23 protein-coding genes and 1 pseudogene are annotated in these 24,690 nt (G+C 72.8%); 15 read left to right on the top strand and 9 right to left on the bottom strand.

What is annotated here, in order from left to right; translation table 11 throughout:
* Positions 1-40: 40 nt before the first annotated feature.
* The 4 genes from OG599_RS03650 to OG599_RS03635 all read left to right on the top strand — a co-directional run bounded on the left by OG599_RS03650 (position 41) and on the right by OG599_RS03635 (position 4,626).
* Positions 41-2,518, top strand: coding sequence for a glycoside hydrolase family 3 protein (locus OG599_RS03650; RefSeq protein ID WP_327174479.1), 2,478 nt, complete (start codon positions 41-43; stop codon positions 2,516-2,518).
* Positions 2,519-2,823: 305 nt separating this feature from the next.
* Positions 2,824-3,447 carry a flavin reductase family protein gene (locus OG599_RS03645; protein WP_327174478.1) on the top strand — a complete coding sequence of 208 codons (624 nt, stop codon included), beginning with the start codon at positions 2,824-2,826 and terminating at the stop codon, positions 3,445-3,447.
* A gap of 47 nt (positions 3,448-3,494) precedes the next feature.
* Positions 3,495-3,761: a hypothetical protein gene (locus OG599_RS03640; protein ID WP_266701666.1), complete on the top strand. Its 267-nt coding sequence runs from the start codon at positions 3,495-3,497 to the stop codon at positions 3,759-3,761.
* 85 nt (positions 3,762-3,846) lie between these two features.
* Positions 3,847-4,626 (top strand): ABC transporter permease, encoded by a 780-nt coding sequence (locus OG599_RS03635; protein ID WP_327174477.1) that lies wholly within the window; start codon positions 3,847-3,849, stop codon positions 4,624-4,626.
* A gap of 612 nt (positions 4,627-5,238) precedes the next feature.
* Here OG599_RS03635 and OG599_RS03630 read toward each other — a convergent pair.
* The 3 genes from OG599_RS03630 to OG599_RS03620 form a co-directional block, all read right to left on the bottom strand.
* The gene (locus OG599_RS03630) at positions 5,239-5,463 is read right to left on the bottom strand and encodes a hypothetical protein (RefSeq protein WP_327174476.1); all 225 of its coding nucleotides are present in this window, start codon (positions 5,461-5,463) and stop codon (positions 5,239-5,241) included.
* A gap of 277 nt (positions 5,464-5,740) precedes the next feature.
* Positions 5,741-6,613, bottom strand: coding sequence for an undecaprenyl-diphosphate phosphatase (locus tag OG599_RS03625; RefSeq protein ID WP_327174475.1), 873 nt, complete (start codon positions 6,611-6,613; stop codon positions 5,741-5,743).
* 232 nt (positions 6,614-6,845) lie between these two features.
* Positions 6,846-7,559 (bottom strand): TVP38/TMEM64 family protein, encoded by a 714-nt coding sequence (locus tag OG599_RS03620; RefSeq protein ID WP_327174474.1) that lies wholly within the window; start codon positions 7,557-7,559, stop codon positions 6,846-6,848.
* A gap of 228 nt (positions 7,560-7,787) precedes the next feature.
* Here OG599_RS03620 and OG599_RS03615 point away from each other — a divergent pair, with 228 nt between their 5' ends.
* The 3 genes and pseudogenes from OG599_RS03615 (at position 7,788) to OG599_RS03605 (ending at position 10,247) form a co-directional block, all read left to right on the top strand.
* Positions 7,788-7,967, top strand: coding sequence for a hypothetical protein (locus tag OG599_RS03615; protein ID WP_327174473.1), 180 nt, complete (start codon positions 7,788-7,790; stop codon positions 7,965-7,967).
* A 91-nt stretch (positions 7,968-8,058) separates the two neighbouring features.
* Positions 8,059-9,235, top strand: a pseudogene (tuf, locus tag OG599_RS03610) (elongation factor Tu).
* Between the two features lie 166 nt (positions 9,236-9,401).
* Entirely contained in the window at positions 9,402-10,247 is an 846-nt protein-coding gene (locus tag OG599_RS03605; RefSeq protein ID WP_327174472.1) for a spermidine synthase, read from the top strand.
* Here the strand turns inward: OG599_RS03605 and OG599_RS03600 are convergent.
* Together OG599_RS03600 and OG599_RS03595 are read right to left on the bottom strand one after the other, a co-directional pair.
* Complete coding sequence (locus OG599_RS03600; RefSeq protein ID WP_327174471.1) at positions 10,209-11,573, bottom strand: MFS transporter; 1,365 nt, start codon at positions 11,571-11,573, stop codon at positions 10,209-10,211. The two genes, OG599_RS03605 and OG599_RS03600, sit on opposite strands and share 39 nt — an antisense overlap.
* Before the next feature lie 162 nt (positions 11,574-11,735).
* A complete protein-coding gene (locus tag OG599_RS03595; RefSeq protein WP_327174470.1) occupies positions 11,736-12,863 on the bottom strand; it encodes a hypothetical protein in 1,128 nt (375 codons plus the stop codon).
* A 94-nt stretch (positions 12,864-12,957) separates the two neighbouring features.
* Here OG599_RS03595 and OG599_RS03590 point away from each other — a divergent pair, with 94 nt between their 5' ends.
* Together OG599_RS03590 and OG599_RS03585 are read left to right on the top strand one after the other, a co-directional pair.
* Positions 12,958-13,413 (top strand): DUF4442 domain-containing protein, encoded by a 456-nt coding sequence (locus OG599_RS03590; RefSeq protein ID WP_327174469.1) that lies wholly within the window; start codon positions 12,958-12,960, stop codon positions 13,411-13,413.
* A 166-nt stretch (positions 13,414-13,579) separates the two neighbouring features.
* Positions 13,580-14,227 (top strand): DedA family protein, encoded by a 648-nt coding sequence (locus OG599_RS03585; RefSeq protein WP_327174468.1) that lies wholly within the window; start codon positions 13,580-13,582, stop codon positions 14,225-14,227.
* Positions 14,228-14,297: 70 nt separating this feature from the next.
* Here the strand turns inward: OG599_RS03585 and OG599_RS03580 are convergent, their stop codons facing one another.
* Complete coding sequence (locus OG599_RS03580; RefSeq protein WP_327174467.1) at positions 14,298-14,828, bottom strand: gamma carbonic anhydrase family protein; 531 nt, start codon at positions 14,826-14,828, stop codon at positions 14,298-14,300.
* A gap of 144 nt (positions 14,829-14,972) precedes the next feature.
* Between OG599_RS03580 and OG599_RS03575 the strand changes: the two genes are divergently transcribed.
* Positions 14,973-15,722 carry an acyltransferase gene (locus OG599_RS03575; RefSeq protein ID WP_327174466.1) on the top strand — a complete coding sequence of 250 codons (750 nt, stop codon included), beginning with the start codon at positions 14,973-14,975 and terminating at the stop codon, positions 15,720-15,722.
* Positions 15,723-15,760: 38 nt separating this feature from the next.
* Here the strand turns inward: OG599_RS03575 and OG599_RS03570 are convergent, their stop codons facing one another.
* Positions 15,761-16,627, bottom strand: coding sequence for a DMT family transporter (locus OG599_RS03570; protein ID WP_327174465.1), 867 nt, complete (start codon positions 16,625-16,627; stop codon positions 15,761-15,763).
* Positions 16,628-16,727: 100 nt separating this feature from the next.
* On the opposite strand from OG599_RS03570, the gene OG599_RS03565 reads away from it, so the two are divergent.
* A complete protein-coding gene (locus tag OG599_RS03565; protein WP_327174464.1) occupies positions 16,728-17,300 on the top strand; it encodes a helix-turn-helix domain-containing protein in 573 nt (190 codons plus the stop codon).
* Between the two features lie 43 nt (positions 17,301-17,343).
* A complete protein-coding gene (locus tag OG599_RS03560; protein ID WP_327174463.1) occupies positions 17,344-17,904 on the top strand; it encodes a YbaK/EbsC family protein in 561 nt (186 codons plus the stop codon).
* On the opposite strand, the gene OG599_RS03555 is transcribed toward OG599_RS03560, so the two are convergent.
* Together OG599_RS03555 and OG599_RS03550 are read right to left on the bottom strand one after the other, a co-directional pair.
* On the bottom strand, positions 17,837-18,886 hold the full coding sequence (locus OG599_RS03555; protein WP_327174462.1) for an aminoglycoside N(3)-acetyltransferase: 1,050 nt from the start codon (positions 18,884-18,886) through the stop codon (positions 17,837-17,839). The two genes, OG599_RS03560 and OG599_RS03555, sit on opposite strands and share 68 nt — an antisense overlap.
* 87 nt (positions 18,887-18,973) lie before the next feature.
* Positions 18,974-19,381 carry a CoA-binding protein gene (locus OG599_RS03550; RefSeq protein ID WP_327174461.1) on the bottom strand — a complete coding sequence of 136 codons (408 nt, stop codon included), beginning with the start codon at positions 19,379-19,381 and terminating at the stop codon, positions 18,974-18,976.
* Positions 19,382-19,499: 118 nt separating this feature from the next.
* Between OG599_RS03550 and OG599_RS03545 the strand changes: the two genes are divergently transcribed.
* The 3 genes from OG599_RS03545 (at position 19,500) to OG599_RS03535 (ending at position 24,635) form a co-directional block, all read left to right on the top strand.
* The gene (locus tag OG599_RS03545) at positions 19,500-20,126 is read left to right on the top strand and encodes a YigZ family protein (RefSeq protein WP_327174460.1); all 627 of its coding nucleotides are present in this window, start codon (positions 19,500-19,502) and stop codon (positions 20,124-20,126) included.
* A gap of 307 nt (positions 20,127-20,433) precedes the next feature.
* The gene (locus OG599_RS03540; RefSeq protein WP_327174459.1) at positions 20,434-21,600 is read left to right on the top strand and encodes an exonuclease SbcCD subunit D; all 1,167 of its coding nucleotides are present in this window, start codon (positions 20,434-20,436) and stop codon (positions 21,598-21,600) included.
* Positions 21,597-24,635, top strand: coding sequence for an SMC family ATPase (locus tag OG599_RS03535; RefSeq protein ID WP_327174458.1), 3,039 nt, complete (start codon positions 21,597-21,599; stop codon positions 24,633-24,635). The genes OG599_RS03540 and OG599_RS03535 overlap by 4 nt, the downstream gene beginning before the upstream one ends.
* The last annotated feature ends 55 nt before the right edge of the window (positions 24,636-24,690 follow it).

The raw sequence follows: 24,690 nt of genomic DNA, 5'->3' as shown, positions 1-24,690 counted from the left end.
GAACTTTGAGCAGCCGTCCACAGGTATCCGGAGAGCCGCTGTGAACAGAAGAAAATTCCTCTCTGCCGCCACCCTCACCGCGTTGGCCGCTGCCATGGTCCCGGTCATGGGCGGCCAGGCCGTAGGCGTGACGGACTCCGCCTCGCAGGACAGGGCCGACGCCCTGCTGGCCAGGATGACGGCGACCGAGAAGGAGGCCCTCGTACGCTGCGACTTCGCGGCCGTCGCCCACCTGGGCATCCCCGCCTTGACCATGGTCGACGGGTCCGCCGGCCTCCGGGGCGAACAGGGGGTGACGGCGTTTCCCGTTCCGGTCGCTCAGGCGGCGACCTTCGACGAGGACCTCGTCGGGCGCATCGGAGAAGCGATCGGTGCCGAGGGCAGGGGCAAGGGCTACAACAACGTACTGGGCCCGACCATCGATGTGACGCGTACCTGGCACTCCGGACGCCAGTCCGAGGGCATGGGAGAAGACCCCCTGCTCGCCGGCCGGCTGGGCGCAGCTGCCACGGTCGGCTTGCAGAGCCGGCAGGTGGTCGCCACCGTGAAGCACTTCGCCGCCTACACGCAGGAGACCAACCGGTTCTTCACCGACACCAGGGTGTCCGATCGTGCCCTGCACGAGATCTACGAGGCGCCCTTCCGCCACGTGGTCGCCGCCGCGCCGACCACGTCGGTGATGATGGCCTACCCAAAGGTCAACGGCGTCTTCGCGACGCAGAACCCTGCCCTGTTCAACGATCTCAAGACGGGTCTCGGCCTCCAGGGGTACACGGTGCCGGACTTCTGGGCCGGCGACGACCAGGTCGCCGCCGCCCGGGCGGGCATGGACCTCGCCGGACTCGGCACCGGCGCGGTGACGGTTCCCGAGGGCGGCCTTACGGGAGGGGCGATCCCGGCCGCGCGGCTCGACGACGCCGCCCGCCGCATCCTCGTCACGATGTTCGCGAACGGCCTCTTCGACAGCCCCGTCCCCGCCCCTGCCGCAGACGTCAGCACACAGGCCCACCGGGACCTTGCCCACGAGGCCGTGATCTCCTCCACCGTCCTGCTCGCCAACCGTTCCTCCGCCCTTCCGCTGACCGCCTCGGTGAGGTCGCTGGCCGTCATCGGCCCCGCCGGCACCGACGCCCTGACCGGAGTCGGCGGATCCAGCCACGTCGATCCCGGAACCTGGACCACCCCCCTCCAGTCCATCCGTGACCGCGCCGGAAGCACCGTCACGGTCACCCATGCACAGGGCACCAAGGGCGACCTTCCCCTGGCCACGGTCCCCACGACGGTGTTGCGCGACAACGCGGGCAAGGCCGGCCTGACCGCGGCCTACTTCGCTGGCGCCGACCTCAGCGGGACTCCGGTGCTGACCAGGACCGACGCGGGGGTCGACTTCACCACCACCCCCGCTCCGAATCTGCCCGCCGTCTGGTCGGTGAAGTGGACAGGCACCCTCCTGCCGACCACCACCGGCCTCCACCGCTTCTCCCTGCTGCCCGCCGGTACGGCCACCCTGAAGATCAATGGGACCACGGTGGTCTCCGGTACCCGCCAGATGCGACGTTTCTTCCTCGGACCGTTCGACTACCCGCTCCAAGGGACCACCCAGCTCACCGCGGGTCGCGCGGTGAGCATCGAACTGACCTATTCCAACGCCACCGCCGAAACCGGCACCTGCGGCTTGACCCTGGGCTGGCAGCCCGACTCCCTCATCCCCGCAGCCGTCACGGCAGCACGAGCGGCCGACGCCGCCGTCGTCTTCGTCAACCGGGTCGCCGGCGAGGCCATGGACCACGCACAACTCGACCTGCCGGGCGACCAGAACCAGCTCATCAGCGCCGTGGCAGCCGCGAACCCGCGCACGATCGTCGTCCTCAATACCGACGGCCCCGTGGCCACCCCCTGGCTGAACGAGGTAGAAGCCGTCATACAGCTCTGGTACGGGGGCCGGGGCATGGGTACCGCCCTCGCCGCCGTCCTCTTCGGCGACAGCGACCCCTCCGGCCGCCTTCCCGTCACCTTCCCCACCGACGCGACCCAGGGCCCCGGCACCACCGGCGCGACCTACCCGGGCACGAACGGCACGGTCACCTACGACGAGGGCATCTCCGTCGGGTACCGCTACTACGACGCCGCGGGCCAGCAACCACGCTTCGCCTTCGGCCACGGCCTCTCCTACACATCCTTCGCCCACGGATCCCTCGAAGTCGCCTACGACCGCGCGAACAGACACGTCACCCTCTCGGTGACGGTCACCAACACAGGGCCGCGCAAGGGCACGGAAGTCGCCCAGATCTACGCCACCCTGCCGGGAGCGGCAGCAGCGGAACCCCGCCGCCTGGTCGCCTTCCGCAAGGTCACGCTCGACGCGGCGGGTTCCCGACGGCTGACCTTCACCATCCCGCAGGAGGACCTGTCCATCTGGCAGTCGAGCGGCTGGACCCTCGGCCCGGGCCTGTACACCTTTGCCACGGCAAGCTCGTCCCGCCACCTGACAGCACAGCGAAGCGTGACCGTCGGCTGACCTCGCCCGACTCCAACGCGCGGAGCGGCCCCGCGCGGAAGCCACCTCCCGGCTTCCCTCGGTGGCCAGTCACCGAACAGGACTTCGCACGACCTCCACGAGAGAGTGGGGCGCGGGACGTGCATCGCCCCGCGCCCCGTCCGCCGTGTCCTCACCGGGCCGATGCCCCCTGCACCACTCACCCACCTCAGTGCGCGCCGGTTCGCCGTGGACCTTCCCGCAGACGCCGCCTCAGTCGTCCAGGTCGGCTACCACACCACCGACCCGTGGCCGAATGCGCCGGGCCGCACGGGATACTGCTGATCATGCGCGTCGACTTCGATCCTCAGACCATGCAGTCCCGAGCTTTCTACCAGTTGATGACCGCCGTGGTCGTGCCCCGGCCGATCGCCTGGGTCTCCACCATCGCGGCGGACGGCACCGCCAACCTCGCACCGCACTCCTTCTTCACGATCGCCTGTGTCACACCCCCGGTCGTCCAGTTCACCTCGGTCGGCCGGAAGGACTCGCTGCGCAACATCGAGCAGACGGGCTCGTTCGTGGTGAACCTGGCGCCCGAGCAGCTCTTCGAGCAGATCAACGCCACCAGTACCGACTTCCCCCACGGCACGAGCGAGTTCGAGGCGGTCGGCATCGCGACCGAGCCCAGCCTCCGGGTCGCACCGCCGCGGGTCGCGGCATCGCCGGTCGCGCTCGAATGCGAGCTGCACAGCACCGTGCTCCTGGGGGACTCCACCGTGGTCTTCGGCCGTGTGGTGCACGCGGTCGTCGACGAGACGGTCCTGGTGGACGGGCACCCGGAGATCACCCGGATGCGCCCGCTCACCCGGCTCGGCAAGAACGAGTGGGGCACGCTCGGCGGCATCCGTGAGATCGCCCGGGTTCCCTGGGCCCAGTGGCAGAAGGACCACGGCCCCGAAGCGGGGTGAGCGGTCCGCGCACTGCGGTTGTCAGTGGTGGGTGCGATCCTGCCCGTATGGACGAGCTGATGCGGCGTCGGGTGTACGGCGCCGACCATGAGGACCCGGATCCCGGACCGCGCCCCGGGCACACCTATCGTGAGCTGGTCGGCGGCCCCCTGGACGGGCTGCTCCTCGACGTGACCGGATGGTCGGAGACGGCGCTGGCCGAGGGGGCCGCCCTGATCACGGAGATAGGGGCGTACGGCCCGGGCGGCCGAGCCGAGTACGGCCCCCGCCGGGGCGACCTCCACCGGTGGGACTGGCAGGGCGACACCCCGTGACCCACACCCTGTAACCCGCGCCCGTGACCGGGATGCAGCGGTCGGCTCCCCGGGCCCGGAACGGGTCGGCCCGTAGGGTGGGCCGGTGACACTGAGCGCGGCATCCCTCCTCCCGGTCAACCTCACGCTCGGCATCCTGCTGGGTGTGCTGGCCCTGGTGGCGGCGTCCGTGGCGGGGTTGTGCCACCTGTCTCCGGACGACCCGGCGCACCGGGCCCGGGAGATCCTGATCGCGGGTGTGCGTGCGGCGGTACAGCTCGCGGCGGTGTCCCTCGTGATCACGTGGGCGGTCACCGAGGTACTGGGACTGCTGGCGTTCCTGGTCGTGATGTTCTCGGTCGCGGTGCGCACGGCCGGGCGCCGGATCACCGGCAACCGCACCTGGTGGCTGACGTGCGTGCCGATCGCCGCCGGGGTGGCGCCGGTGGTCGGCTCGCTGCTGCTGACCGGACTCGTACCGCTGAAGGGCATCGCGCTGATCGCGGTCACCGGCATCCTCATCGGCGGGGCGCTCACGGTGACCGTCCAGGCCGGACGGCGGGCGCTGGACGAGCTGGAGCAGCGGCGGGGGGAGGTGGAGGCGGCCATGGCGCTCGGGTTCTCGGACCGGGACGCCCGGGTGGAGATCGCGAGACCCTCCGCGTCCGACGCTCTGCTGCCCGGCCTCGACCAGACCCGGACCGTCGGGCTGGTCACGCTGCCGGGCGCGTTCGTCGGGATGCTGCTGGCCGGCGCCGGCCCGTTGATGGCCGGCGCGGTGCAGCTCTTCGTGCTGGTCGCACTGATGGCCGTACAGTCGATCGCGGTGGCGATCACCGTCGAACTCGTCGCCCGCCACCGCCTCTTCCGCCCCGCGCGGGGGTGACGCGCGCGATCGGCGCTGTTCGATCACAGCTTGCTCACACCTGACGAGAATCCTTGCCGGTCGCGCATGCCTGACGAATGACCACTCCAGGCCCCGGGGCGGCGGGACGGACAGGTGATCCCTGCCGACCGCGCGAAGCGACTCTTCGACTCCGGTGGCTCTCTCCCACACCGGACCACCCGAGGACATCGGCCCACGAGCGCTGTCGTGCCCCCCGGAAGACCCGAGAACCCCGGAAGACCCGTGTACCCCGGAGGAGCCGAGTACCCCGGAGGAGCCGAAGACCCGGGAGGAGCCGAGCGCCCCGAAGGGCCGGAGAACCCCGAAGGACCGGATACCCCCGCCACCCCCGAGAACAGGGACGGGAGCGACTCCGGCGAGAGCCGGCCCGGCGAGCCCGCCACGGGCCCCGCGTCGGACCCCTACGACCGCAGCGCCCCGAGCGAGGAACCGACGACGGACGACCCCGAGTGCGGGACCGTCACCCGGTCGTGAAACACCTGGGACGTTACCGGTGCACGTAGGTGCACGAGCCGTGCTCGTACGGCTCCGATCCGCGAGGTGGCCCGTCGCGGTGCGGCCCGCCGGGGTGCGGCCCGCCGGGGTGCGGCGTCACGCCGCTTCGTACCGGTGGGCGCGACCGCCGCGCCACTCGACCCACATCGGGTTGTCGAGTATCCGGTCGGGGTCGTCCAGCCCGGCTTCGGCGAGGAAGACGATCACGTCCTGGTCCGAATGGGCGAGCCCCAGTATCTCGTCGCGGCCCTCGTAGTGGACGGTCACGCGACGGCCTCCGGAGGGGGTCGGCCGGTGTATGACGATCGGTGGAGTTGCCATGCGCCCAGCGTGCGACGGGATGCGCCCCGTCGCATCCGGCGCGGGGCTGCCGGTGGCTCCGCGCCGATCCGGTCCAGGGACGACTGGTCCGAGCGTGACTGGTCCGAGCGCGACTGGTCCGGCGACGACTGATCCGCGCGACTGGACCAGGGGCGCCTTGTCGGGGACGACTGGGAGAACTCCGGGAGACGAGCCCGTCGGGAGGGCACGGAAAAGCCCCCGTAACGCCCGAATGCCCCCAGGCGGTACCTGGGGGCATTCGGGCGACACGGACCGGTCAGCCCGCCGACTCGCCCGCGTGGGGGCTCAGCACACCCGCCGTGACCAGCACGAAGAGGACGATACCGAGGGCCACGCGGTAGTAGACGAAGGGCATGAAGCTCTTGGACGAGATGAACTTCATGAACCAGGCGATGACCACGTAACCGACCACGAAGGCGACCAGGGTCGCGAAGATCGTCGGGCCCCAGGAGACGTGCCCCTCGCTCGCGTCCTTGAGCTCGAAGACGCCGGAAGCCAGGACGGCGGGGATGGCCAGCAGGAAGGAGTAGCGGGCCGCGGCCTCGCGGGTGTAGCCCATCAGCAGGCCACCGCTGATGGTGGCGCCCGAGCGCGAGACGCCCGGGATCAGCGCCATCGCCTGGCAGAGCCCGTAGATCAGGCCGTCCCGCACGCCCAGGTCCTGGAGCGACTTGCGCTCCTTGGCCGCGCGGTGCTTGCCGCCGGCCTCGTCGCGGGCCGCGAGCCGGTCCGCGATGCCGAGGACGATGCCCATGACGATCAGGGTCGTCGCGATCAGACGGAGGTCGCGGAAGGGGCCCTCGATCTGGTCCTTGAAGGCGACCCCGAGGACGCCGATCGGGATCGAGCCGACGATGACCAGCCAGCCCATCTGGGCGTCGTGGTTGCCGCGCATCTCGCGCTTGAAGAGCGACTGGAACCAGGACGAGATGATGCGGACGATGTCCTTGCGGAAGTAGATGATCACCGCCGCTTCCGTGCCGATCTGGGTGATGGCGGTGAACGCCGCACCAGGGTCGTGCCAGCCCGCGAAAGCGGCGGTCAGCCGCAGATGGGCGCTGGAGGAGATCGGCAGGAACTCGGTCAGTCCCTGAACGAGGCCCAGGACGAATGATTCGAACCAGCTCATGGGGCTTAGGCCATCCCGGAGGTGATCAGGCTACGGCCGCACGACATGAGGACGTCGGCAGCGTGCGAATACGGTCAGAAAAGGACAAGGCGAAAGCCTCGGAGATCTTTTGTCGTCGGGCGCAGGGTATCGCCTGTGGGTGAACGCCTTGACTCCTGCCCCCGCCCCGGAGCCTGCCCCACGTCCCGGCGCGCCCCTCCCGTGCCCCCGCCGCCGGAGCGGACCCGCGGGCTCAGGCGGCCTTGCCGAACCGATGGCGTTTGCGCCAGGCGACCAGCGCGCCTCCGACGGCCGACAGCACGATGAAGCCCGTCGCGACGAGGAAGGCGGGTGATGTCGGCGAGGCTGCCTCGCTGCCCGCGACGACGTAGGCGGCCGTGTTGGGGATGGAGCCGAGCCCGGTCGCCAGCAGGAACGGGGCGTACCGCATGCGGGAGGTGGCCGCGCAGTAGTTGGCGGCGGCGAACGGAACGCCCGGGAAGAGCCGGAGCGCCAGCATGGAACGGAAACCGTGCCGGCTCAGCAGACCGTCCGCGGCCTTCAGCCAGCGCCCGCGCACCAGGGTGCGCAGCGCGTCCTGTCCCAGCACCCGGCCGAGCAGGAAGGAGGTACCGGCCCCGAGCACCGTGCCCGCGAGGGCCGCGGCCAGACCTGCCTGGGTGCCGAAGAGCGCTCCTGCCGCCAGGTTGAGGAGGGGGCGGGGCGCGAAGGCCACGGTGCAGACGCCGTACGCCAGCCCGAACAGCAGGACCGCCGTGCCGCCCGTCAGCTGGGACGGCCAGCCGGAGGAGAGCATCCGCTGTGGATCGAACAGCAGCATGCTCGACGCGGCGGCGGCCAGCACCACCACGAGCAGGGAGAGCCGGGACCAGGGGGACAGCAGCGCCTTCGAACAGCGCAGGGCCGGACCGTTGCGGGGACGGGCTGCGGGGACGGGTTCGAACATCTGGGGAGAGTAACGGAAAGAGGCATGTGATCGCCGTAATGTACGCGCGATGATCTGACGGTCCGACAGCAAGGACGGGTCCGCGTCCGTCGCGCGCACACCGCGCCCGCCACCGGCGAGCGAACGCGCCGGCACGCCCACGACCGTGCCCGGGGCCGGGTTCGCGCCGCGTCCTCCCGTCCGGAAAACCGGTCGACGCGCACCGCTGTGACAAGACATCATCCAGACATGTCCCGGTACGCCTTCCCCGCAGCGCCGTCCGCAGTCGCGGACGCGCCGAAGGCTGCCGCGAACACCGCCGTGGCATCCCCCGCCGCCGCGTTCTCCGCGACCGCGAACCTCGCAGCGGCACCTCTGGCGGCGGCCACCTCCGCCGCATCGGCGCTGCTCGGCGGCGCCCGAAGCTGACCCTCCTCCGACTGTCCGGCGGACCCCGCGAGGGGAGGGTCGGACGGGCTCAGGGGTCCCCTCTCACGGCTTCGAAACCAAGGAACGAGCCATGCCCAAGACGGCATTCGTGCGCACCAAGCCCCACCTCAACATCGGAACCATGGGCCACGTCGACCACGGAAAGACGACGCTCACCGCCGCCATCACCAAGGTGCTGAGCGCGCGGCCGGGCGCCTCCACCCCGTACGTCGCGTTCGACCGGATCGACCGCGCCCCCGAGGAGAGCCGGCGCGGCATCACCATCAACCTCGCGCACGTCGAGTACGAGACCGACACCCGGCACTACGCCCACGTCGACATGCCGGGTCACGCCGACTACATCAAGAACATGGTGACCGGAGCGGCTCAGCTCGACGGGGCGATCCTCGTCGTCTCCGCGCTCGACGGCGTCATGCCGCAGACCGCCGAGCACGTGCTGCTGGCCCGCCAGGTCGGCGTCGACCACATCGTCGTCGCCCTGAACAAGGCGGACGCCGCCGACCCCGAGCTCGCCGAACTGGTCGAGCTGGAGGTGCGCGACCTGCTCTCCGCCCACGGGTACGGGGGCGACTCGGTCCCCGTCGTCCAGGTCTCCGGGCTCGGGGCGCTGGAGGGCGACCCGCGCTGGACGGCGGCGATCGAGGGGCTGCTCGACGCGGTGGACACGTACGTCCCGATGCCGGTGCGCTACACCGACGCGCCCTTCCTGCTCCCGGTGGAGAACGTGCTCACCATCACCGGGCGCGGCACCGTCGTCACCGGTGCGGTCGAGCGCGGCACCGTACGCATCGGCGACCGGGTCCACGTGCTCGGCGCGGACACCGAGACGGTGGTCACCGGTCTGGAGACCTTCGGCAAGCCGATGGAGTCCGCGCAGGCCGGGGACAACGTCGCCCTGCTGCTACGCGGAGTGGAGCGCGACCGGGTCCGGCGGGGCCATGTCGTGGCGGCGCCGGGCAGCACCACCCCCGACGCGCCGTTTCACCGCTCAGGTCTACGTGCTGTCCGCCCGCGAGGGCGGCCGCACCACCCCGGTCGCCACCGGCTACCGGCCGCAGTTCTACATCCGCACCGCGGACGTGGTCGGTGACGTGGACCTGGGGACGGCCGGGGCCGCCCGCCCGGGGGAGACGGTCACCATGACCGTCGAGCTCGGCCGGGACGTCCCGCTGGAGGCCGGACTCGGCTTCGCGATCCGTGAGGGCGGTCGCACGGTCGGCGCCGGTACCGTCACCGCGCTGCTCTGAGCCGCTGCGGCCGTGACGGCGCGAAGGCCGCTGCGGCCGCGACGGCCGGGGCCCGCCTTCCCCACCCGGGGGAGGCGGGCCCGCCGGACTCCCCGTCCCTCCGCGCCTCGCCGTACGCCGCATCCCGCCGGACGCCGCACCCCCTCGGACGCCTCACAATGGGGGAGTGAACGAGCCGATACCCGTCATCCGCGATGTCGACTGCGGCACCGCCCGCCTGCTGCCCGACGTGGACCGGGACCACGCGTGGCTGCTCACGGTCGACGGGGCCCCGCAGTCCTACGTGGACCTGGACGACCCCGCGTACCTGGAGTTCGAGTACGTCCAGCGGCTCGCGCACGTGCTGGACACCGCCGCCGCCCCGGGCGAACCGCTCGACGTCCTGCACCTGGGCGGTGGGGCGCTGACCCTGCCGCGCTACACCGCCGCCACCCGGCCCGGCTCCCGCCAGCGGGTCGCCGAGGCCGACCGGGGACTGCTGGAACTGGTGGCGGAGCTGCTGCCGCTGCCGGACGACAGCGGGATCACCGTGCACGCCGAGGACGCCCGGGAGCTGCTGGAGCGGACCGCGCCGGGCTCGGTCGACGTACTGATCGCGGACGTCTTCGGCGGGTCGCGTGTTCCGGCCCACCTCACCTCCGTCGAGTACGCGCGGGCCGCCGCCCGGGTGCTGCGCGCCGACGGGATCTACGCCGCCAACCTCGCCGACAGCGCACCCTTCGGCTTCCTCCGCTCCCAGCTCGCCGGCTTCGCCGACGTCTTCCCCGAGCTCGCGGTCGTCGCCGAACCCGCCGTGCTGCGCGGCCGGCGCTTCGGGAACGTCGTACTGCTGGCCGCGCACGCACCGCTGGACACCGCCGCGCTCACCCGGCGCTGCGCGGGCGACGCGTTTCCCGCCCGGGTCGAACACGGGCCGGCGCTCACCCGCCTGATCGGCCGGGCGGAACCGGTCGGTGACGCCGACGCGGTCGCCTCACCCGAGCCGCCCGAAGGCGCCTTCAGCATCGGCTGAGGTACCGGCCATCAGGGGGACGGCGGCACCGGCGGCCGGCACCGACAGGGAGTCCTCGGATCCGGGGCCGCTCGCCGTGACGGGCCCGGTGTGCTCGCGCCGGGTCATGTTCCGTACGTCCGGTACGAGCAGGACCAGCGCGGTCATGAGCACCACCAGCGCGGCGCACCCCCAGAGCGCCGTACCGCGCCCGACGAGCCCCTCGACCGGACCGGCCACCGCCGTGGCGAGCGGCAGCATCGCCACGGAGCCGAACCAGTCGTAGGCGGAGACCCGCGACAGCTTCTCCTCCGGAATCTCCTGGTGCATCGTCGTCATCCAGGACACCCCGAACACCTCGATGGCGACGCCGCTCACGAACATCACGACGCAGAGCCCCGCCACCGGCAGTGGCACGGCGAGCGCCGCCGAGGGGAGGGCCAGCGGGAAGACGCCGAGCGTGCCCGCGAGCAGCAGCCGCCGGGGCTTCCACCGGGACATCAGCAGCGCCCCGCCGAGCGTGCCCACACCGAAGGTGGCGAGGGCGGTGCCCCAGGGGCCCGGACCGCCGAACTCGTCGCGGGCGACCAGTGGGCCGTAGACCGACTCGGCGGCGCCGACGACCGCCACCACCACCGAGAACTGCGCCACGATCGACCAGAGCCAGGGGCGGCCGATGAACTCCTGCCACCCCTCGCGCATGTCGGAGAGGAGGCCACCGCCCGGCTCGCGGGCGGGGATGTGGCTCACGTCCAGGAAAGCGCGGAGCGCACCGGCGACCGCGAAGCCCGCCGCGTCCACGGCCAGCACCCACCCGGGGTTCATCGCGGAGGCCATGACCCCGCCGAGGGCGGCCCCGCCGATGCCGGCTCCCTGGGTCGACATGCGGAAGAAGGAGAAGGCGCGGGCGGACTGCTCCGGAGTGACCGAGGACATCAGCATGCCCTCGGCGGCCGGGTTGAAGAAGGCCTGTCCGGTGCCGCAGAGCGCGGTGAGCACCATCATCTGCCAGAGCTCGGCGGTGCCGGTCAGCACCAGCAGGGCGAAGGCGGCCTGGGAGACGCAGTTGAGCGCGTTGGCCGCGACCATCACCCGGTGGCGCGGCATCCGGTCCGCGACGGCCCCGCCGATCAGGATGAAGACCACCAGCGGCAGGGTGCGGGCGGCGGCCACGAGTCCGATGTCCCCGCCGTCCCCGCCTTGCTGGAGCACCGCGAACGAGGTGGCGATGAGGGCACTGCTGCTGCCCACGCCCGTGATGATGGCGGCGCTGGTCAGCAGGGTGTAATTGCGGCCGGCCCACTCGGGGCGGCGCCGCTTCGCGGGGGAAGGAACGGGGGACGTCACCCAGGGACTAAACACGCCGGTGCCCCGCCTTGCCAAATGGATATGTCCCCGGGAGTGCACGAGGTCCGGCTTTCCTCCGGTTCCGCCGCCCCGCTCGCGGAGAGCCGGGCGGCGGAACCGGGGGCGCCGGAGGCGCGTCGGAACGGGGGTGCGGGCGGTGGATCAGGAGCTGACGTCCACCAGCCGGACCGTGCTCAGGATCTTGTCGATGGTGGTGTCGGGCAGCTCGTCGTCCACGCCGGTGGCGCCGAAGAGGACCCAGCTCGCGTACGCCCCGTCGCTGTTCTTGAAGCTGAAGACGACCGACTTCCCGTCCGTGTCGCACTTGTGCTTGTTCGCCAGGCCGAGCGCGGTGGCCCTGGCGACGCTCCCGGTCAGGCCGGACGTGGTGGTGTACGGCTCCGGGGCGCCGACCTTGATCTTGTTCACGGGGTCCGTCTGCGCGTAGCCCGCCCAGACCCACTGTTCCGCGGTCTTCGTCGCCGCCTCGTCGGTCGACTTGGCGCCCTGCGCGCCCTTGCTGCCGACGCCGGCGAGGCTGGTCTCCTCCTCGTGCCCGTCCTTGTCGGAGTCGTCCACGCACCACTTGCTCTTGAGGTACGCGGGCGCGGTGAAGATGGCGGCGGGTGTACCCGTCGGGTTCTTGGCGTCCTCGAACCCGGCGCTCATGCCGGCGGACGACACCTCCCAGTCGCCCGGTACCTCGAACCGCGTCCCCCACTTGGGGTTGGTGACCACCTTCCACCCGGGCACCGTCGGCTTCGGGTCGTCGTCGCCGCTCCGCGGATTGGCGGGCGGGGAGGTCTTGGCGGAAGGTTTCGCCGAGACGGACGACGAAGCCTTGCCGTCGGCGACGTCCTTGCCGCCGGGCTTGTCGTCCTTCTTCATCACCACGACGCCGGTGACGACCGCCGTGACCACGACCGCGGTCGCCGCGACCACGGCGACCACCGCGGTCTTCCGCTTGTCGTCCGGCCGCTGCGGTCCGCCGGGAGGCGCCTGCACGGCGTACGCCGGGACGGTCGGCTGCTGGTACGGGTTCGGCGGCGGCTGCACGGCGTTCGGCCCGCCCTGCGGATAGCCGTAACCGGGCTGCTGCCCCTGCGGGTAGCCGTAGCCGGGCTGCTGCCCCTGCGGCTGTCCCGGCTGTCCCTGTTGCCCCGGCTGACCCTGCGGGTAGCCCGGCTGCTGATACGGATTCGGCTGCTGGTACCCCGGCTGCTGGTACGGATTCTGGTTCGGGTCCTGCGGGTTCTGCTCGCCCCCGGGCGGCTGCTGTCCTGGCCACATGGCCAGTAACCATAGAGGGACGCGGAGTCGGCGGCCATGGCCGCCCCCGCACGGGGATGGCCAAGCACATCTACCCGCGAGTAACATCCTGGCCATGAGCGCTGCAGAAGAGAAGAACCTCGGTGACATGCTCGCCGCGACGGTGCCGATGGTCCGCACCCTCGACCTCGAATTCCTGGAGACCGGGGCGGAGCGCGCGGTGCTGCGCCTGCCCGACCAGGCCGACTACCACAACCACCTCGGCGGACCGCACGCCGGAGCGATGTTCACGCTCGCCGAGTCCGCCAGCGGCGCGATCGTGATGGCGGCCTTCGGCGACCAGCTCGACCGCGCCGTGCCGCTCGCCGTCCGGGCCGAGATCGGCTACCGCAAGCTGGCCATGGGCGAGGTCACCGCGACCGCCACCCTGGGCCGTCCCGCCGCCGAGGTGGTGGCCGAGCTGGACGAGGGCGAGCGGCCCGAGTTCCCCGTCACGATCGAGATCACCCGCGCCGACGGAGCCGTGACCGGTGAGATGACGGTGATCTGGACGCTCCGTCCGCACGGCTGATCCGGCCCGCCGTCCGCGCGGCCCCGCCGTCCGTGCTCCCGCGCGCGGGAGCTCCGCCGCCGGGAGCGGCCGATTTGGAGGAGGCCGCGCCCGGTAGGCTGGTGCACTGTGCCTCGCCGCCGCACGGGCGGCCGGCAGGGGGAACACCCGCACGGGAGGAACGGCGTTGCACGTCCAGGAGTGGCTCGAAACCATCCCCGCGCTCAGCATCTACCTTCTGGTGGCGGGCGTCATCGGCGTGGAGAGCCTCGGCATCCCGCTGCCCGGCGAGATCGTCCTCGTCAGCGCGGCTCTCCTCTCGTCCCAGCACGGCGACATCAACCCGTACGTCCTGGGCGCCTGCGCCACCGCGGGGGCGGTCGTCGGCGACTCGATCGGCTACGCGATCGGCAGGAAGGGCGGTCGCCCGCTGCTGGCCCGGCTGGAGGCGAAATTCCCCAAGCACTTCGGTGCCGCCCAAGTGGGCATGGCGGAGCGCTCGTTCGAGAAGTGGGGCATGTGGGCGGTGTTCTTCGGCCGCTTCGTGGCCCTGCTGCGCATCTTCGCGGGACCGCTCGCCGGTGTGCTGCACATGCCGTACTGGAAGTTCCTCATCGCCAACGTGCTCGGCGGGATCGTCTGGGCGGGCGGCACCACCGCCGTCATCTACACGGTGGGCGTGGTGGCCGAGGCCTGGCTGAAGCGCTTCTCCTGGCTCGGGCTCCTGGTCGCGGTGCTCATCGGCCTGACGTCGATGCTGGTGCTGAAGAACCGTGCGAAGAAGGCGGCCGCCCGGTCCGACGAAACCCCGGCCCCGGTCGCCGCGGCGGACTGAGGGCCGGGGCGTCCCGCCCTGGTTCAGCGGCGCCGGCTCACCCCGCGTGGGCCCCGCGACCTGCCTTGGCTCAGCCCGCGTGGGCCTCGCGGTGGGCCTTGGCCAGCTCCACGTAACCGACCGCGTTGAACGAGATCCCCTCCAACTCCTCCGCGGTGACCGGCCGCTTGACCCGTGCGGGTACGCCCGCCACGAGGGAGCCCGGCGGCACCCGCATGCCCTGGGGGACGAGGGCCTGCGCGGCGACCAGTGATCCGGCCCCGATGTGGGCGCCGTTGAGCACGGTCGCGCCCATGCCGATCAGCACGTCGTCCTCGATCACACAACCGTGCAGTACGGCGTTGTGGCCCACGGAAACCCGGTCCCCGACCGTGAGCGGGAAGCCCGGGTCGGTGTGGACGCTGCAGTTGTCCTGGATGTTGCTGTCCGCTCCCACGGAGATCGGGCCGCAGTCCGCCCGCAGCACCGCCTGGTACCAGACGCTCGAACCCGGTGCGAGGGTGACCTCGCCGATCACGACGGCGGTCGGCGCCACGAAGGCGTCCGCGTCGACCGACGGCTCCTTGCCGCCCACGCCCGTGATCAACGGTTGCTCCGCCATGGTCCGCTCCTTCGTCCGACGGTGATGTCCGGGGGGAACGGTAGGTGACGCCGTCGCACCCGCCGAAGATCGACGCCGAACATTGGGGTGAACATCACAGAGCGGAGCGCCGAGGGGGGTGGACCGGAGGGCTACCGTGAGCGGGTGCCGAAGAGCAAACACACGTTCTCCTTCCTCTCCCGCTGGTGGCGCCACGCCGCCTCCCGCGCGGTCCACCGCGGCCGGGCCTGGGTGGGGGAACACGGCGCGGTGACCGCCGAGCACCCCGGTCCGCTGCGCTTCGGCCGGATCGGGCCCGGGACGCGGCTGGCGTTCCCGCAGGGCACGGTCTTCGGCGAGCCGTGGATCCGCCTCGGGGACCACTGCGTCATAGCCGAACAGGTGACGCTCACCGCCGGGATGATGCCCGGTCTGGAGCTGGGCCCCGACCCCATACTGACCCTGGACGACGGGGTCGTACTCGGCCGGGGCAGTCACGTCATCGCCGACACCACGGTGACCATCGGCTCGAACACGTACTGCGGCCCGTACGTCTACATCACCTCCACGAACCACAGCTACGACGACCCGGACCAGCCGGTCGGCAGGCAGTGGCCGCGCATGGAACCGGTGGTGATAGGCCCCGGCTGCTGGATCGGCACGGGAGCCGTGGTGCTGCCCGGCGCCCGGCTCGGCCGCAACGTCGTGGTGGCGGCGGGCGCGATCGTACGCGGAGAGGTCCCGGACCACTCCGTCGTGGCGGGCGCTCCGGCCCGGGTGGTGCGGAGCTACGACCCGGAGCGGGGCTGGCAGCCGCCGCTGCGCACACCCGCGCCCGTGCCGATTCCCGAAGGCGTCACGCCCGCGCAGCTGCTGGACTTCGCCGCCTCGGAGAGCGGCGCGCATCCGGCGTGAAGCCGGTCAGGCGCCCGCGCACCGGCCCCGGGCGGGATTCATCCCGAGGCCAGCAGCACCGTGCCCATCAGGGCGAGACCCGCGCCCGCCGCCTGGATGCCCCGGAGACGTTCCTTGAGGACCCCGCGCGCGGCCAGCGCGGTCACCACCGGATAGAGCGAGGCCAGTACCGCCGCCACCGTCACCGAGCCGTGGCGCGCGGCCGTGGCGTACGTACCGTTCGCCGCGACGTCCGCGAGCCCGACGAAGGCCAGCGCGGGCAGCGCCCCGAGGACCACCGTCCTGCCGCCCTCATCGGGCAGGGCCCGGCCGCCACGGCGTACCGACACCCACAGCGCCGCACCGCCGACCAGGACGTTGGTGACGCGCTGGACCAAGAGGGCCAGGAACAGGCCCTTCGTGCTGGTCGAAGCCTCCGCGACGAGGGACATGACGGCCCCGAAGCCGAACGCGGCCACCAGCGTCAGCAGCACCGCCCGGCGGCGCACCGGCGCCCCGCGCAGCTCCGGACCGCCCGCCAGGACGACGCCCGCCACGGCGATGACGACCCCGGCCAGCTGGGCCGGACCCGGCCGCTCACCGGCGAGCAGGCCGAGGGAGACCGGTACCGCGACGCCGAGCGATCCGAGCGGGGAGACCACGCTCATCGGGCCGAGGGCGAGCGCCTTGTAGAAGCAGAGCATCGCCACCGGGCCCACCGTGCCCGCCGCCACCGCGAACCAGAGCCGGTCACCGGTCTCGCTCCACGCGCCGGTCGCCACCACGGTCACGCCCAGCACCACCACGGCGATCGCCTGGGAGACGACGACCACCGTCAGTGCCGGGATTCTGCGGGTCAGCAGCCCGCCGCCGAAGTCGGCGAGCCCCCACAGCAGGCTGGTGGCCAGGGCGAAAAGTGCTGACAAGACAGGCCTCGCAGTACAGTGCGGCGAACGGTTGGGGCTGAGGTGCACCACACCGTAGTTCATTATTTTGTACTTCGCCATCAAGGATATTGGACTGAATGTGTCTGATCTCGATCAGTTGACCCAGTCGCTGGCACGGAACCTCAAGCACTGGCGGGGGGAGCGGGGCTTCACCCTGGACGCTCTCGCGGCCCGCGCCGGTGTCAGCCGAGGCATGATCATCCAGATCGAGCAGGCCCGGACCAACCCGAGCATCGGCACCACGGTGAAGCTCGCCGACGCTCTCGGCGTCAGCATCACCACCCTCCTCGACTACGAACAGGGCCCGCAGGTCCGCCTGGTCGCCCCCGAGCAGGCGGTACGCCTCTGGTCGACCGAGGCGGGCAGTTCGACCACCCTGCTCGTCGGCGCCGAGGCGGGAGGCCCGTTCGAACTCTGGTCCTGGCACCTGGAACCGGGTGACGGCAGCGCCTCCGACCCGCACCCCGAGGGAACCGTCGAACTCCTCCACGTCACGGCCGGTGAACTGACCCTGGTCGTCGGCGGCGAGCCCCACACCGTCCCCGTCGGCACCTCCGCGACCTTCCAGGCGCACGTCTCCCACGCCTACCGCAACGAGGGCACGGAGCCGGTCGAGCTGACCATGGCCGTCTGGATCCCGCCGGTCCGCTGAAACCGGCAACATCGCGCTCGCGGGCTGCTGTTAGCGTTGATCCATGCGCGCACCCATCGGCAACTTCGACGACGACGCCGCCGCTCCCGCGGCGGACCGCACCGACCTGCTCACCGGGCCGGTCGCCGCAGCGGTGACCCGAGGCTGGGGCGGCTTCGCCGCCGAGCAGATCCTGCACGTGGACACGGACCCGGACCTCGCCGACACCGCCGTCTTCATCGAGCACTACGGCGCCGATCTCCTCGACGAGTCCGCCAACTGCGTGGTCGTCGCGGGCAAGCGCGGCACCGACGTCACCCTGGCCGCCTGCGTCGTGCTCTCCCGGACCCGCGTCGACGTCAACGGGGCGGTGCGCAAGCACCTCGGCGCGCGCAAGGCGTCCTTCGCGCCGATGGACGTCGCTGTCGGCGAGAGTGGCATGGAGTACGGCGGGATCACGCCCATCGGCCTCCCGGCCGCCTGGCCGCTGCTGATCGACCCGGCGGTGGTGGACGAGGAATGGGTCCTCATCGGCAGCGGCAGCCGCCGCGGCAAGCTCATCGTCCCCGGAAAGTCCCTCGCGGCCCTCCCGGGCGCGGTGGTGGTGGAGGGGCTGGGCATCTGAGCGGACGGGCACCCGTGTCCTCGGGCGGCCCCGTGTTCCCGCTGCCCGTGTTCTCGCTGTCCGTGTCCCCGGCTCCCGTGTCCTCGGCGCGGGCGGCACCGGGTGGAGTGGCGTCGGCCGGAGTGGTGCCGAACGGAGTGTTGCGGGCCGGAGGCGTGTCCCCGGTGCGCGTGCGGCGGGCGGCCGCGTACGCCCCGTCCGTGAACCGGCCCACCGCGAAGTCCACCGCGTCCCGCACCGGTACCAGGGTGCACGCGGCCTCGCCCACCCGGCCGGTGCGGACGGTCACCGGGCCCGCCGACCGCGCGAACTCCGCGCCCAGCGCCACGAAGTCCGAGTCGTCGAGCGCCACGTCCTCGTACTCCCACCACCGCCTCCCGCCGGGGCCGCCCACCACACAGCGGTAGTGGCGAAGGGGCGGCTCGGGGACGCGGTACTCGGCGAGGTGGAAGGCGCTGAACGTGCCGAAACCGGTGCCGAGCAGCAAGGCATGCGCGCCCGCGCCGTACAGGCGGGCCAGCGGTGAGCCCTCGCCGAGGTGGCAGTCGGCGCGGTGGTCCCGGGTGAGGTGCGCGGCGTCCGGACCGAGCGCGGCGAAGGAGGTCTGCGGGTGGCCGCTGCGCCGTGCGCCGGGGGTCAGCCGGACTGTCTCGGCGAACCGGCCCATCGTCGGCGCGGGCGTGCCGGCCGGGTCGAAGGCCGGCATGTCCGCGCGGACCCGAGCGCGCTCCGCCTCCGTGAGACCGGCCACCCGGGCCAGATGGGCGCGCGAGGTGTCGGAGTTCTCCGGCGTGAACGCGGGGACGACCAGCGTCCCGGCCGGTCCCAGCGCCCCCCGCACCCCCGCGACCACGGACGCCGCGCCGCGGTCCGGCGGGCGCAGCGCGCGCAGCGAGGCGTGCACGATCAGCGTGGCGCCCGGACGTACGCCCAGGGCGATCAGTTCGGCGGCCAGCCGCTCCGGGTACGACACCGTCTCCACGACCGGTCATTGTCCGCCGCCGCCCACGGCCCGCGGAAGGGCGCGACCGTCATCGGCCGGTCCGGTCGCCAAACTGATCGAACCGGGTCACCTCAGGGACGGGATCTCGATCGCGGGGCAACGGTCCATGACCATGTCGAGGCCCGCCTCGCGCGTCCGCGCGTACGCGGCCCCGTCGATCACGCCCAGCTGGAACCAGACGGCCTTCGCCCCGATCGCCACGGCCTCGTCCGCCACGGCGCCGGCCTGCTCACTGTTGACGAAGACGTCCACCACGTCCACCGGGAACGGGATGTCCGCGAGCGAGGCGTACCCCTGCTCGCCGTGCACCGTCTCGGCCTTCGGATGGACCGGGACGACCCGCTTGCCGAAGCGCTGGAGGACCCCGGCGACCCCGTAGGCCGCGCGTGAGGTGTTGGTGGAGAGGCCGACCACGGCCCAGGTGTCGCCGGAGTCCAGGAGAATCCGCCGGATCGTCTCATCGTCTGCGTACATGTCACCGACAACCCGGGCCGCGCCCCCGCCATTCCCCGCAGGCGCCGGTCCGCGCCGGTGGCCCTGCCGGGCGTCGCCCGGCAGACAGCGGAGTGAAGACGCACCCTAGGGTGGAGGCATGCAGGAGCAGTACCGGACAGTTGCCCGAGCGGGCGTGCACGAGACCGAGATCAACCGGTCGCGGTTCCTCTGCGCGCTCGCCCCCGCCGCCACCGAACAGGAGGCGCAGGACTTCGTCGCACGCGTCCGCAAGGAGCACCCCACCGCCACCCACAACTGCTACGCCTACGTGGTCGGCGCCGACGCCTCCGTCCAGAAGGCCAGCGACGACGGCGAACCCGGCGGGACCGCCGGAGTGCCGATGCTGCAGATGCTCATGCGCCGCGAGGTCCGTTACGCCGTGGCCGTGGTGACCCGGTACTACGGCGGGGTCAAGCTCGGCGCCGGTGGCCTGATCCGGGCGTACGGGGGAGTGGTCGGCGAGGCGCTGGACGAGCTCGGCACCCTCACCCGGCAGCGCTACCGGCTGGCCACCGTCACGGTCGACCACCAGCGGGCGGGCAAACTGGAGAACGACATGCGGGCCACCGGCACCGCCGTGCGCGAGGTGCGGTACGCGGAGGCGGTCACCCTGGAGATCGGCCTGCCCGACGCGGACGTGGCCGGATTCCGGGCCTGGCTGGCCGACGCCACGGCGGGCTCCGCGACGCTCGAACTCGGCGGCGAGGCGTACGGGGACGTATGACCGCAGGGCGCTCGCCGCATCGGGGCTGCCTGTCCCTTGCGAGGTTCAGGCCAGGTCCCGGTGAGGTTCCGGTGGGAGGTCCGGCGGTTCCCGGTGAGGATCGCCACCTGCCGGCGATGCGGGAACCGGGGCCCGGCGGCATTAGCGTGGAGTCCGCACGGCCGCACCCGGGTTCGCTGACAGCCCCCGAGCCGCGGGCCGGCGCACGCAGCAGGAGACCGGGACGGCCCGGACAGGGCGCGAGGCCGTAGCCGGCCAGGGGGCGGAGGACCAGGGACATGCGGATCACAGCGGGCGGAGCGACGCCTTGAGACTGCTGCACACCTCGGACTGGCACCTGGGCCGGTCCTTCCACCGCGTCGCCCTGCTCGACGCCCAGGCCGCCTACCTCGACCACCTCGTCGCCACCGTCCGCGACCACGAGGTGGACGCCGTCCTCGTCGCCGGCGACGTCTACGACCGCGCCGTGCCGCCGCTCGCCGCCGTCGAACTCTTCGACACCGCCCTGCACCGGCTCGCCGCCCTCGGGGTGCCCACCGTCATGATCTCCGGCAACCACGACTCGGCCCGCCGGCTCGGGGTCGGCGCCGGACTCATCGACCGGGCCGGCATCCACCTGCGTACCGACCCCGCCGGATGCGGCACCCCCGTCCTGCTCGCCGACGCCCACGGGGACGTCGCCTGCTACGGGCTCCCCTACCTCGAACCCGCCCTCGTGAAGGACTCCCTCGGGGCCGGGAAGGCCGCGCACGAGTCCGTCCTCTCCGCCGCGATGGACCAGGTCCGCGCCGACCTCGCCGGACGCGCGCCGGGCACCCGCTCCGTGGTGCTCGCCCACGCCTTCGTCGCGGGCGGCGAACCCAGCGACAGCGAGCGCGACATCACCGTCGGCGGAGTCGCCGCCGTCCCCGCGGGCGTCTTCGACGGGGTCGACTACGTGGCCCTCGGCCACCTGCACGGCAGCCAGCGGGTCAGCGAGCGGGTCCGGTACTCCGGCTCCCCGCTCGCGTACTCCTTCTCCGAGGCAGACCATCGCAAGACCATGTGGCTGATCGACCTGGACGCTGACGGAACGGTCACCGGCGAACGCGTCGACTGCCCCGTACCCCGGCCCCTCGCCCGGCTCCGCGGCCGTCTCGACGCACTCCTGGAGGACCCCGCCCTGGAGCGGCACCGGGGCTCCTGGGTCGAGGCCACCCTCACCGACCCCACCCGCCCCGCCGACCCCATGGCGCGCCTCGCCGAACGCTTCCCGCACACCCTCAGCCTCGTCTTCGACCCCGAACGCGACCCCGAGGACCCGCTCGCCTCGTACGCGCAGCGCCTCAAGGGGCGCGACGACCACCAGATCGCGGAGGACTTCGTGGCGCACGTGCGCGGCGGCAGCGGCCCCGACGAGTCGGAACGCACCGTGCTGCGCGCCGCCTTCGACGACGTGCGCGTGGACGACGGGGTCCGCGAGGTGTCCCGATGAGGCTCCACCGGCTCGTCCTCACCGCCTTCGGCCCCTTCGGCACCACCACCGAGGTCGACTTCGACGCACTCTCCTCGGCCGGCCTCTTCCTGCTGCACGGCCCCACCGGCGCGGGCAAGACCTCGGTGCTCGACGCGGTCTGCTACGCCCTGTACGGAGCCGTCCCCGGCGCACGCCAGAGCCCCGGCACCTCGCTCCGCAGCGACCACGCCGACCCCGCCACCCCCACCGAGGTCCTGCTGGAGCTGACCGCGGGCGGCCGGCGCCTGGAGATCACCCGCTCCCCGGCCCAGACCCGCCCCAAGAAGAAGGGCGACGGCTACACCACCGAGAAGGCCCAGAGCCGGCTGCGCGCGTACGACCCCGAGAAGGGCTGGCAGGCCCTCAGCAAGTCGCACCAGGAGATCGGTGAGGAGATCACCCAGCTCCTCGGCATGAGCCGCGACCAGTTCTGCCAGGTGGTGCTGCTCCCGCAGGGCGACTTCGCACGGTTCCTGCGGGCCGACGCCGAAGCCCGGGGCAAACTGCTCGGCCGGCTCTTCGACACACGGCGCTTCGCCGCCGTCGAGGAACGCCTCGCCGAACTGCGCCGCACGGCCGAGTCCCGCGTCAGGGCCGGTGACGAACGCGTCCTCGCCACCGCCCAGCGGCTGGCACAGGCGGCAGGACGCGCCGCCGAGACGCCCCTGCCGACCGCCCAGCCCGGTGAACCCGGTCTCACCGAAGGCGTGTTGGGGTGGGCGGCGATCGCACGCAGCGGTGCCCGGGAGCGACTGGACATCGCCCGCATCGCGGCGGGCGCCACGGAGGAGCGGCGGACGGCGGCCCGGGTCGCGCTGGACGAGGAGCGTGAACTCGCCCGTCTCCAGCAGCGTTTCGCGGAGACCGGGCGACGCGTGTCAGCCCTGGAGGACGGCCGCGCGGAGCGCGACCGCTGCGAGGAACGCCTCGCGCGGGCCCGCAAGGCGGAGTTGATCGTCCCCGCCCTCGAACTGCGGGACGCGGCCGAGCGCGAGGCCGCCGCGGCGGGTGCCGCCCGCGACCGTTTCCGTACGCGGCTGCCCGCCGAACTCGCCGACGCCGGAGCCGGGCGGCTCGCCGAGCTGGAACGCCGCTACCGCCAGGAACTGGGCGGCCTCGACGCCGCCCGTCGCGCCGAGTCGCGCAGCGCCGCCATCGACGCCGAACGCGCCGCGCTGGACGGTGAGTCGGCACAGGACGACGAGACCATCCTCGAAGCGGACGCCTGGCTGGCCGGTTGGGAGGGCACCCGGACGGCCCTGCTCGCCGAGGTCGAGGCGGCGCAGGAGGCCGCGACCCGGACCGAACAGCTCGCCGCCCGGCTCGCCTCCGCCCGGAGCCGACTGGACGCCGCTCGGCGCCGCGACACCCTCGCCCGCGAAATCGGCCGCGCCCGGGAGGAGCTGACCGCCGCCCGGGAGAGCGCGCTCGCCGCCCACGAGCGGTGGCTCGGCCTGCGGGAGCGCCGACTGCGCGACATCGCCGCCGAGTTGGCCGCCCAACTCGCCGCCGGGGAGCCGTGCGCGGTCTGCGGCTCGGCCGAGCACCCGGCCCCCGCGCGAGCGGGCGACGGACACGTCGACCGCGCCACCGAGGAGGCCGCCCTCACCGCTCACCGGGCCGCCGAACAGGCCCGGGTCCGGGCCGACCAGGCGCTCGGACTCCTCCAGGAGCGCCACACCACCGCGCGCACCGAGGCGGCCGGGGGCGCGGCGGACGCCATGGGTGCTGCGGTGGGGGCCGCGTCCGGTGACCCCTCCACGGCCGAACTGAGCGCCCACGTCGACGGGCTGACCCGCGAACACGGCGAGGCCCACCGGCTGGCGGCCGGTACGCACCGGGCGCGCGAGATCCTCGCCGCCGCCGAGCGGGAACACCAGGACCGGCTGGACCAGCGCCGCCACGCCGAACGGCGCGCGGCCGTGAGGGTCTCGCGGCGCGAGGACCTCGACCGGGAGCAGGCGGCCCTGGAAACCGAACTCTCCGGCGTGCGCGAAGTGCCCGGCACCATCGCGGACCACGCCGACCGGCTCGCCCGGCGCGCAGACCTGCTGGCCGAGGCCGCCGACGCCGTACGGACCGAACAGAGCGCGGCCGAACGGCGGAAGGAGGCCGACGGACGCCTGGCCGACGCGGCGTTCCGCGCCGGGTTCGACACCCCGCAGGCGGCCGTCGCGACCCTGCTCGACCGCGCCGCGCAGCGGCAGCTGCAGAACCGGATCGACGTCTGGCAGGCCGAGGCGGCCACCGTCGCCGACCGGCTGGCGGAGGAGGACGCCCGCGAGGCCGCCGCCCGCCCCGCCGCGTCGCCGGACCGGGCGCGCGAGACGTACGACCGCGCCGAGGCCTTGCTGCGCGACGCATCGGCGGCGCACTCCGCCGCCCAGGAGCGCCGTACCGAACTGGACCGCCTCTCCCGCGAGGCCGCCCGGGAGGTACGCGTACTGGGCCCGCTCCGCGCGGAGTACGAACAGGTCGCCCGCCTCGCCGCGCTCACCGCCGGCACCTCCGCCGACAACGAACGCAAGATGCGGCTGGAGTCCTACGTACTCGCCGCCCGCCTGGAGCAGGTGGCCGCCGCCGCCACCGTCCGGCTCCAGCGGATGTCCGCCGGCCGCTACACCCTGGTCCACTCCGACGCCCGTACCGGAGGCCGCCGGTCCGGACTCGGGCTGCACGTCGTCGACGCCTGGACGGGCCGGGAACGTGACACCGCGACCCTCTCCGGCGGCGAGACCTTCTTCGCCTCCCTCGCCCTCGCGCTGGGCCTCGCCGACGTGGTGACCGACGAGGCGGGCGGAACGCGACTGGACACCCTCTTCATCGACGAGGGTTTCGGCAGCCTGGACGAGCAGACCCTCGACGAGGTGCTGGACGTCCTGGACGCGCTCCGCGAGCGGGACCGCAGCGTCGGCATCGTCAGCCACGTGGCCGACCTGCGGCGCCGGATCCCCGCCCAGCTCGAAGTCGTGAAGGGGAGGCAGGGATCGACGGTCCGGCACCGTCTCGGCTGACCCGCACCCGGGACCGGCTTCCAGGGACCGGCTTCCCGGGGCCGGCTTCCAGGGC

The organism is Streptomyces sp. NBC_01335, assembly GCF_035953295.1.
GTDB lineage: Bacteria > Actinomycetota > Actinomycetes > Streptomycetales > Streptomycetaceae > Streptomyces.
This window is presented reverse-complemented; position numbering and strand designations above follow the sequence as displayed.

Bases quoted from the DNA above. Each gene is read 5' to 3' on its own strand.
- OG599_RS03590 (WP_327174469.1), top strand. From the start codon at position 12,958: ATGAGCGCTGCAGAAGAGAAGAACCTCGGTGACATGCTCGCCGCGACG.
- OG599_RS03560 (WP_327174463.1), top strand. From the start codon at position 17,344: ATGCGCGCACCCATCGGCAACTTCGACGACGACGCCGCCGCTCCCGCG.
- OG599_RS03595 (WP_327174470.1), bottom strand. From the start codon at position 12,863: ATGTGGCCAGGACAGCAGCCGCCCGGGGGCGAGCAGAACCCGCAGGAC.
- OG599_RS03630 (WP_327174476.1), bottom strand. From the start codon at position 5,463: ATGGCAACTCCACCGATCGTCATACACCGGCCGACCCCCTCCGGAGGC.
- OG599_RS03580 (WP_327174467.1), bottom strand. From the start codon at position 14,828: ATGGCGGAGCAACCGTTGATCACGGGCGTGGGCGGCAAGGAGCCGTCG.
- OG599_RS03550 (WP_327174461.1), bottom strand. From the start codon at position 19,381: ATGTACGCAGACGATGAGACGATCCGGCGGATTCTCCTGGACTCCGGC.
- OG599_RS03535 (WP_327174458.1), top strand. From the start codon at position 21,597: ATGAGGCTCCACCGGCTCGTCCTCACCGCCTTCGGCCCCTTCGGCACC.
- OG599_RS03545 (WP_327174460.1), top strand. From the start codon at position 19,500: ATGCAGGAGCAGTACCGGACAGTTGCCCGAGCGGGCGTGCACGAGACC.
- OG599_RS03615 (WP_327174473.1), top strand. From the start codon at position 7,788: ATGTCCCGGTACGCCTTCCCCGCAGCGCCGTCCGCAGTCGCGGACGCG.
- OG599_RS03645 (WP_327174478.1), top strand. From the start codon at position 2,824: ATGCGCGTCGACTTCGATCCTCAGACCATGCAGTCCCGAGCTTTCTAC.
- OG599_RS03620 (WP_327174474.1), bottom strand. From the start codon at position 7,559: ATGTTCGAACCCGTCCCCGCAGCCCGTCCCCGCAACGGTCCGGCCCTG.
- OG599_RS03640 (WP_266701666.1), top strand. From the start codon at position 3,495: ATGGACGAGCTGATGCGGCGTCGGGTGTACGGCGCCGACCATGAGGAC.
- OG599_RS03625 (WP_327174475.1), bottom strand. From the start codon at position 6,613: ATGAGCTGGTTCGAATCATTCGTCCTGGGCCTCGTTCAGGGACTGACC.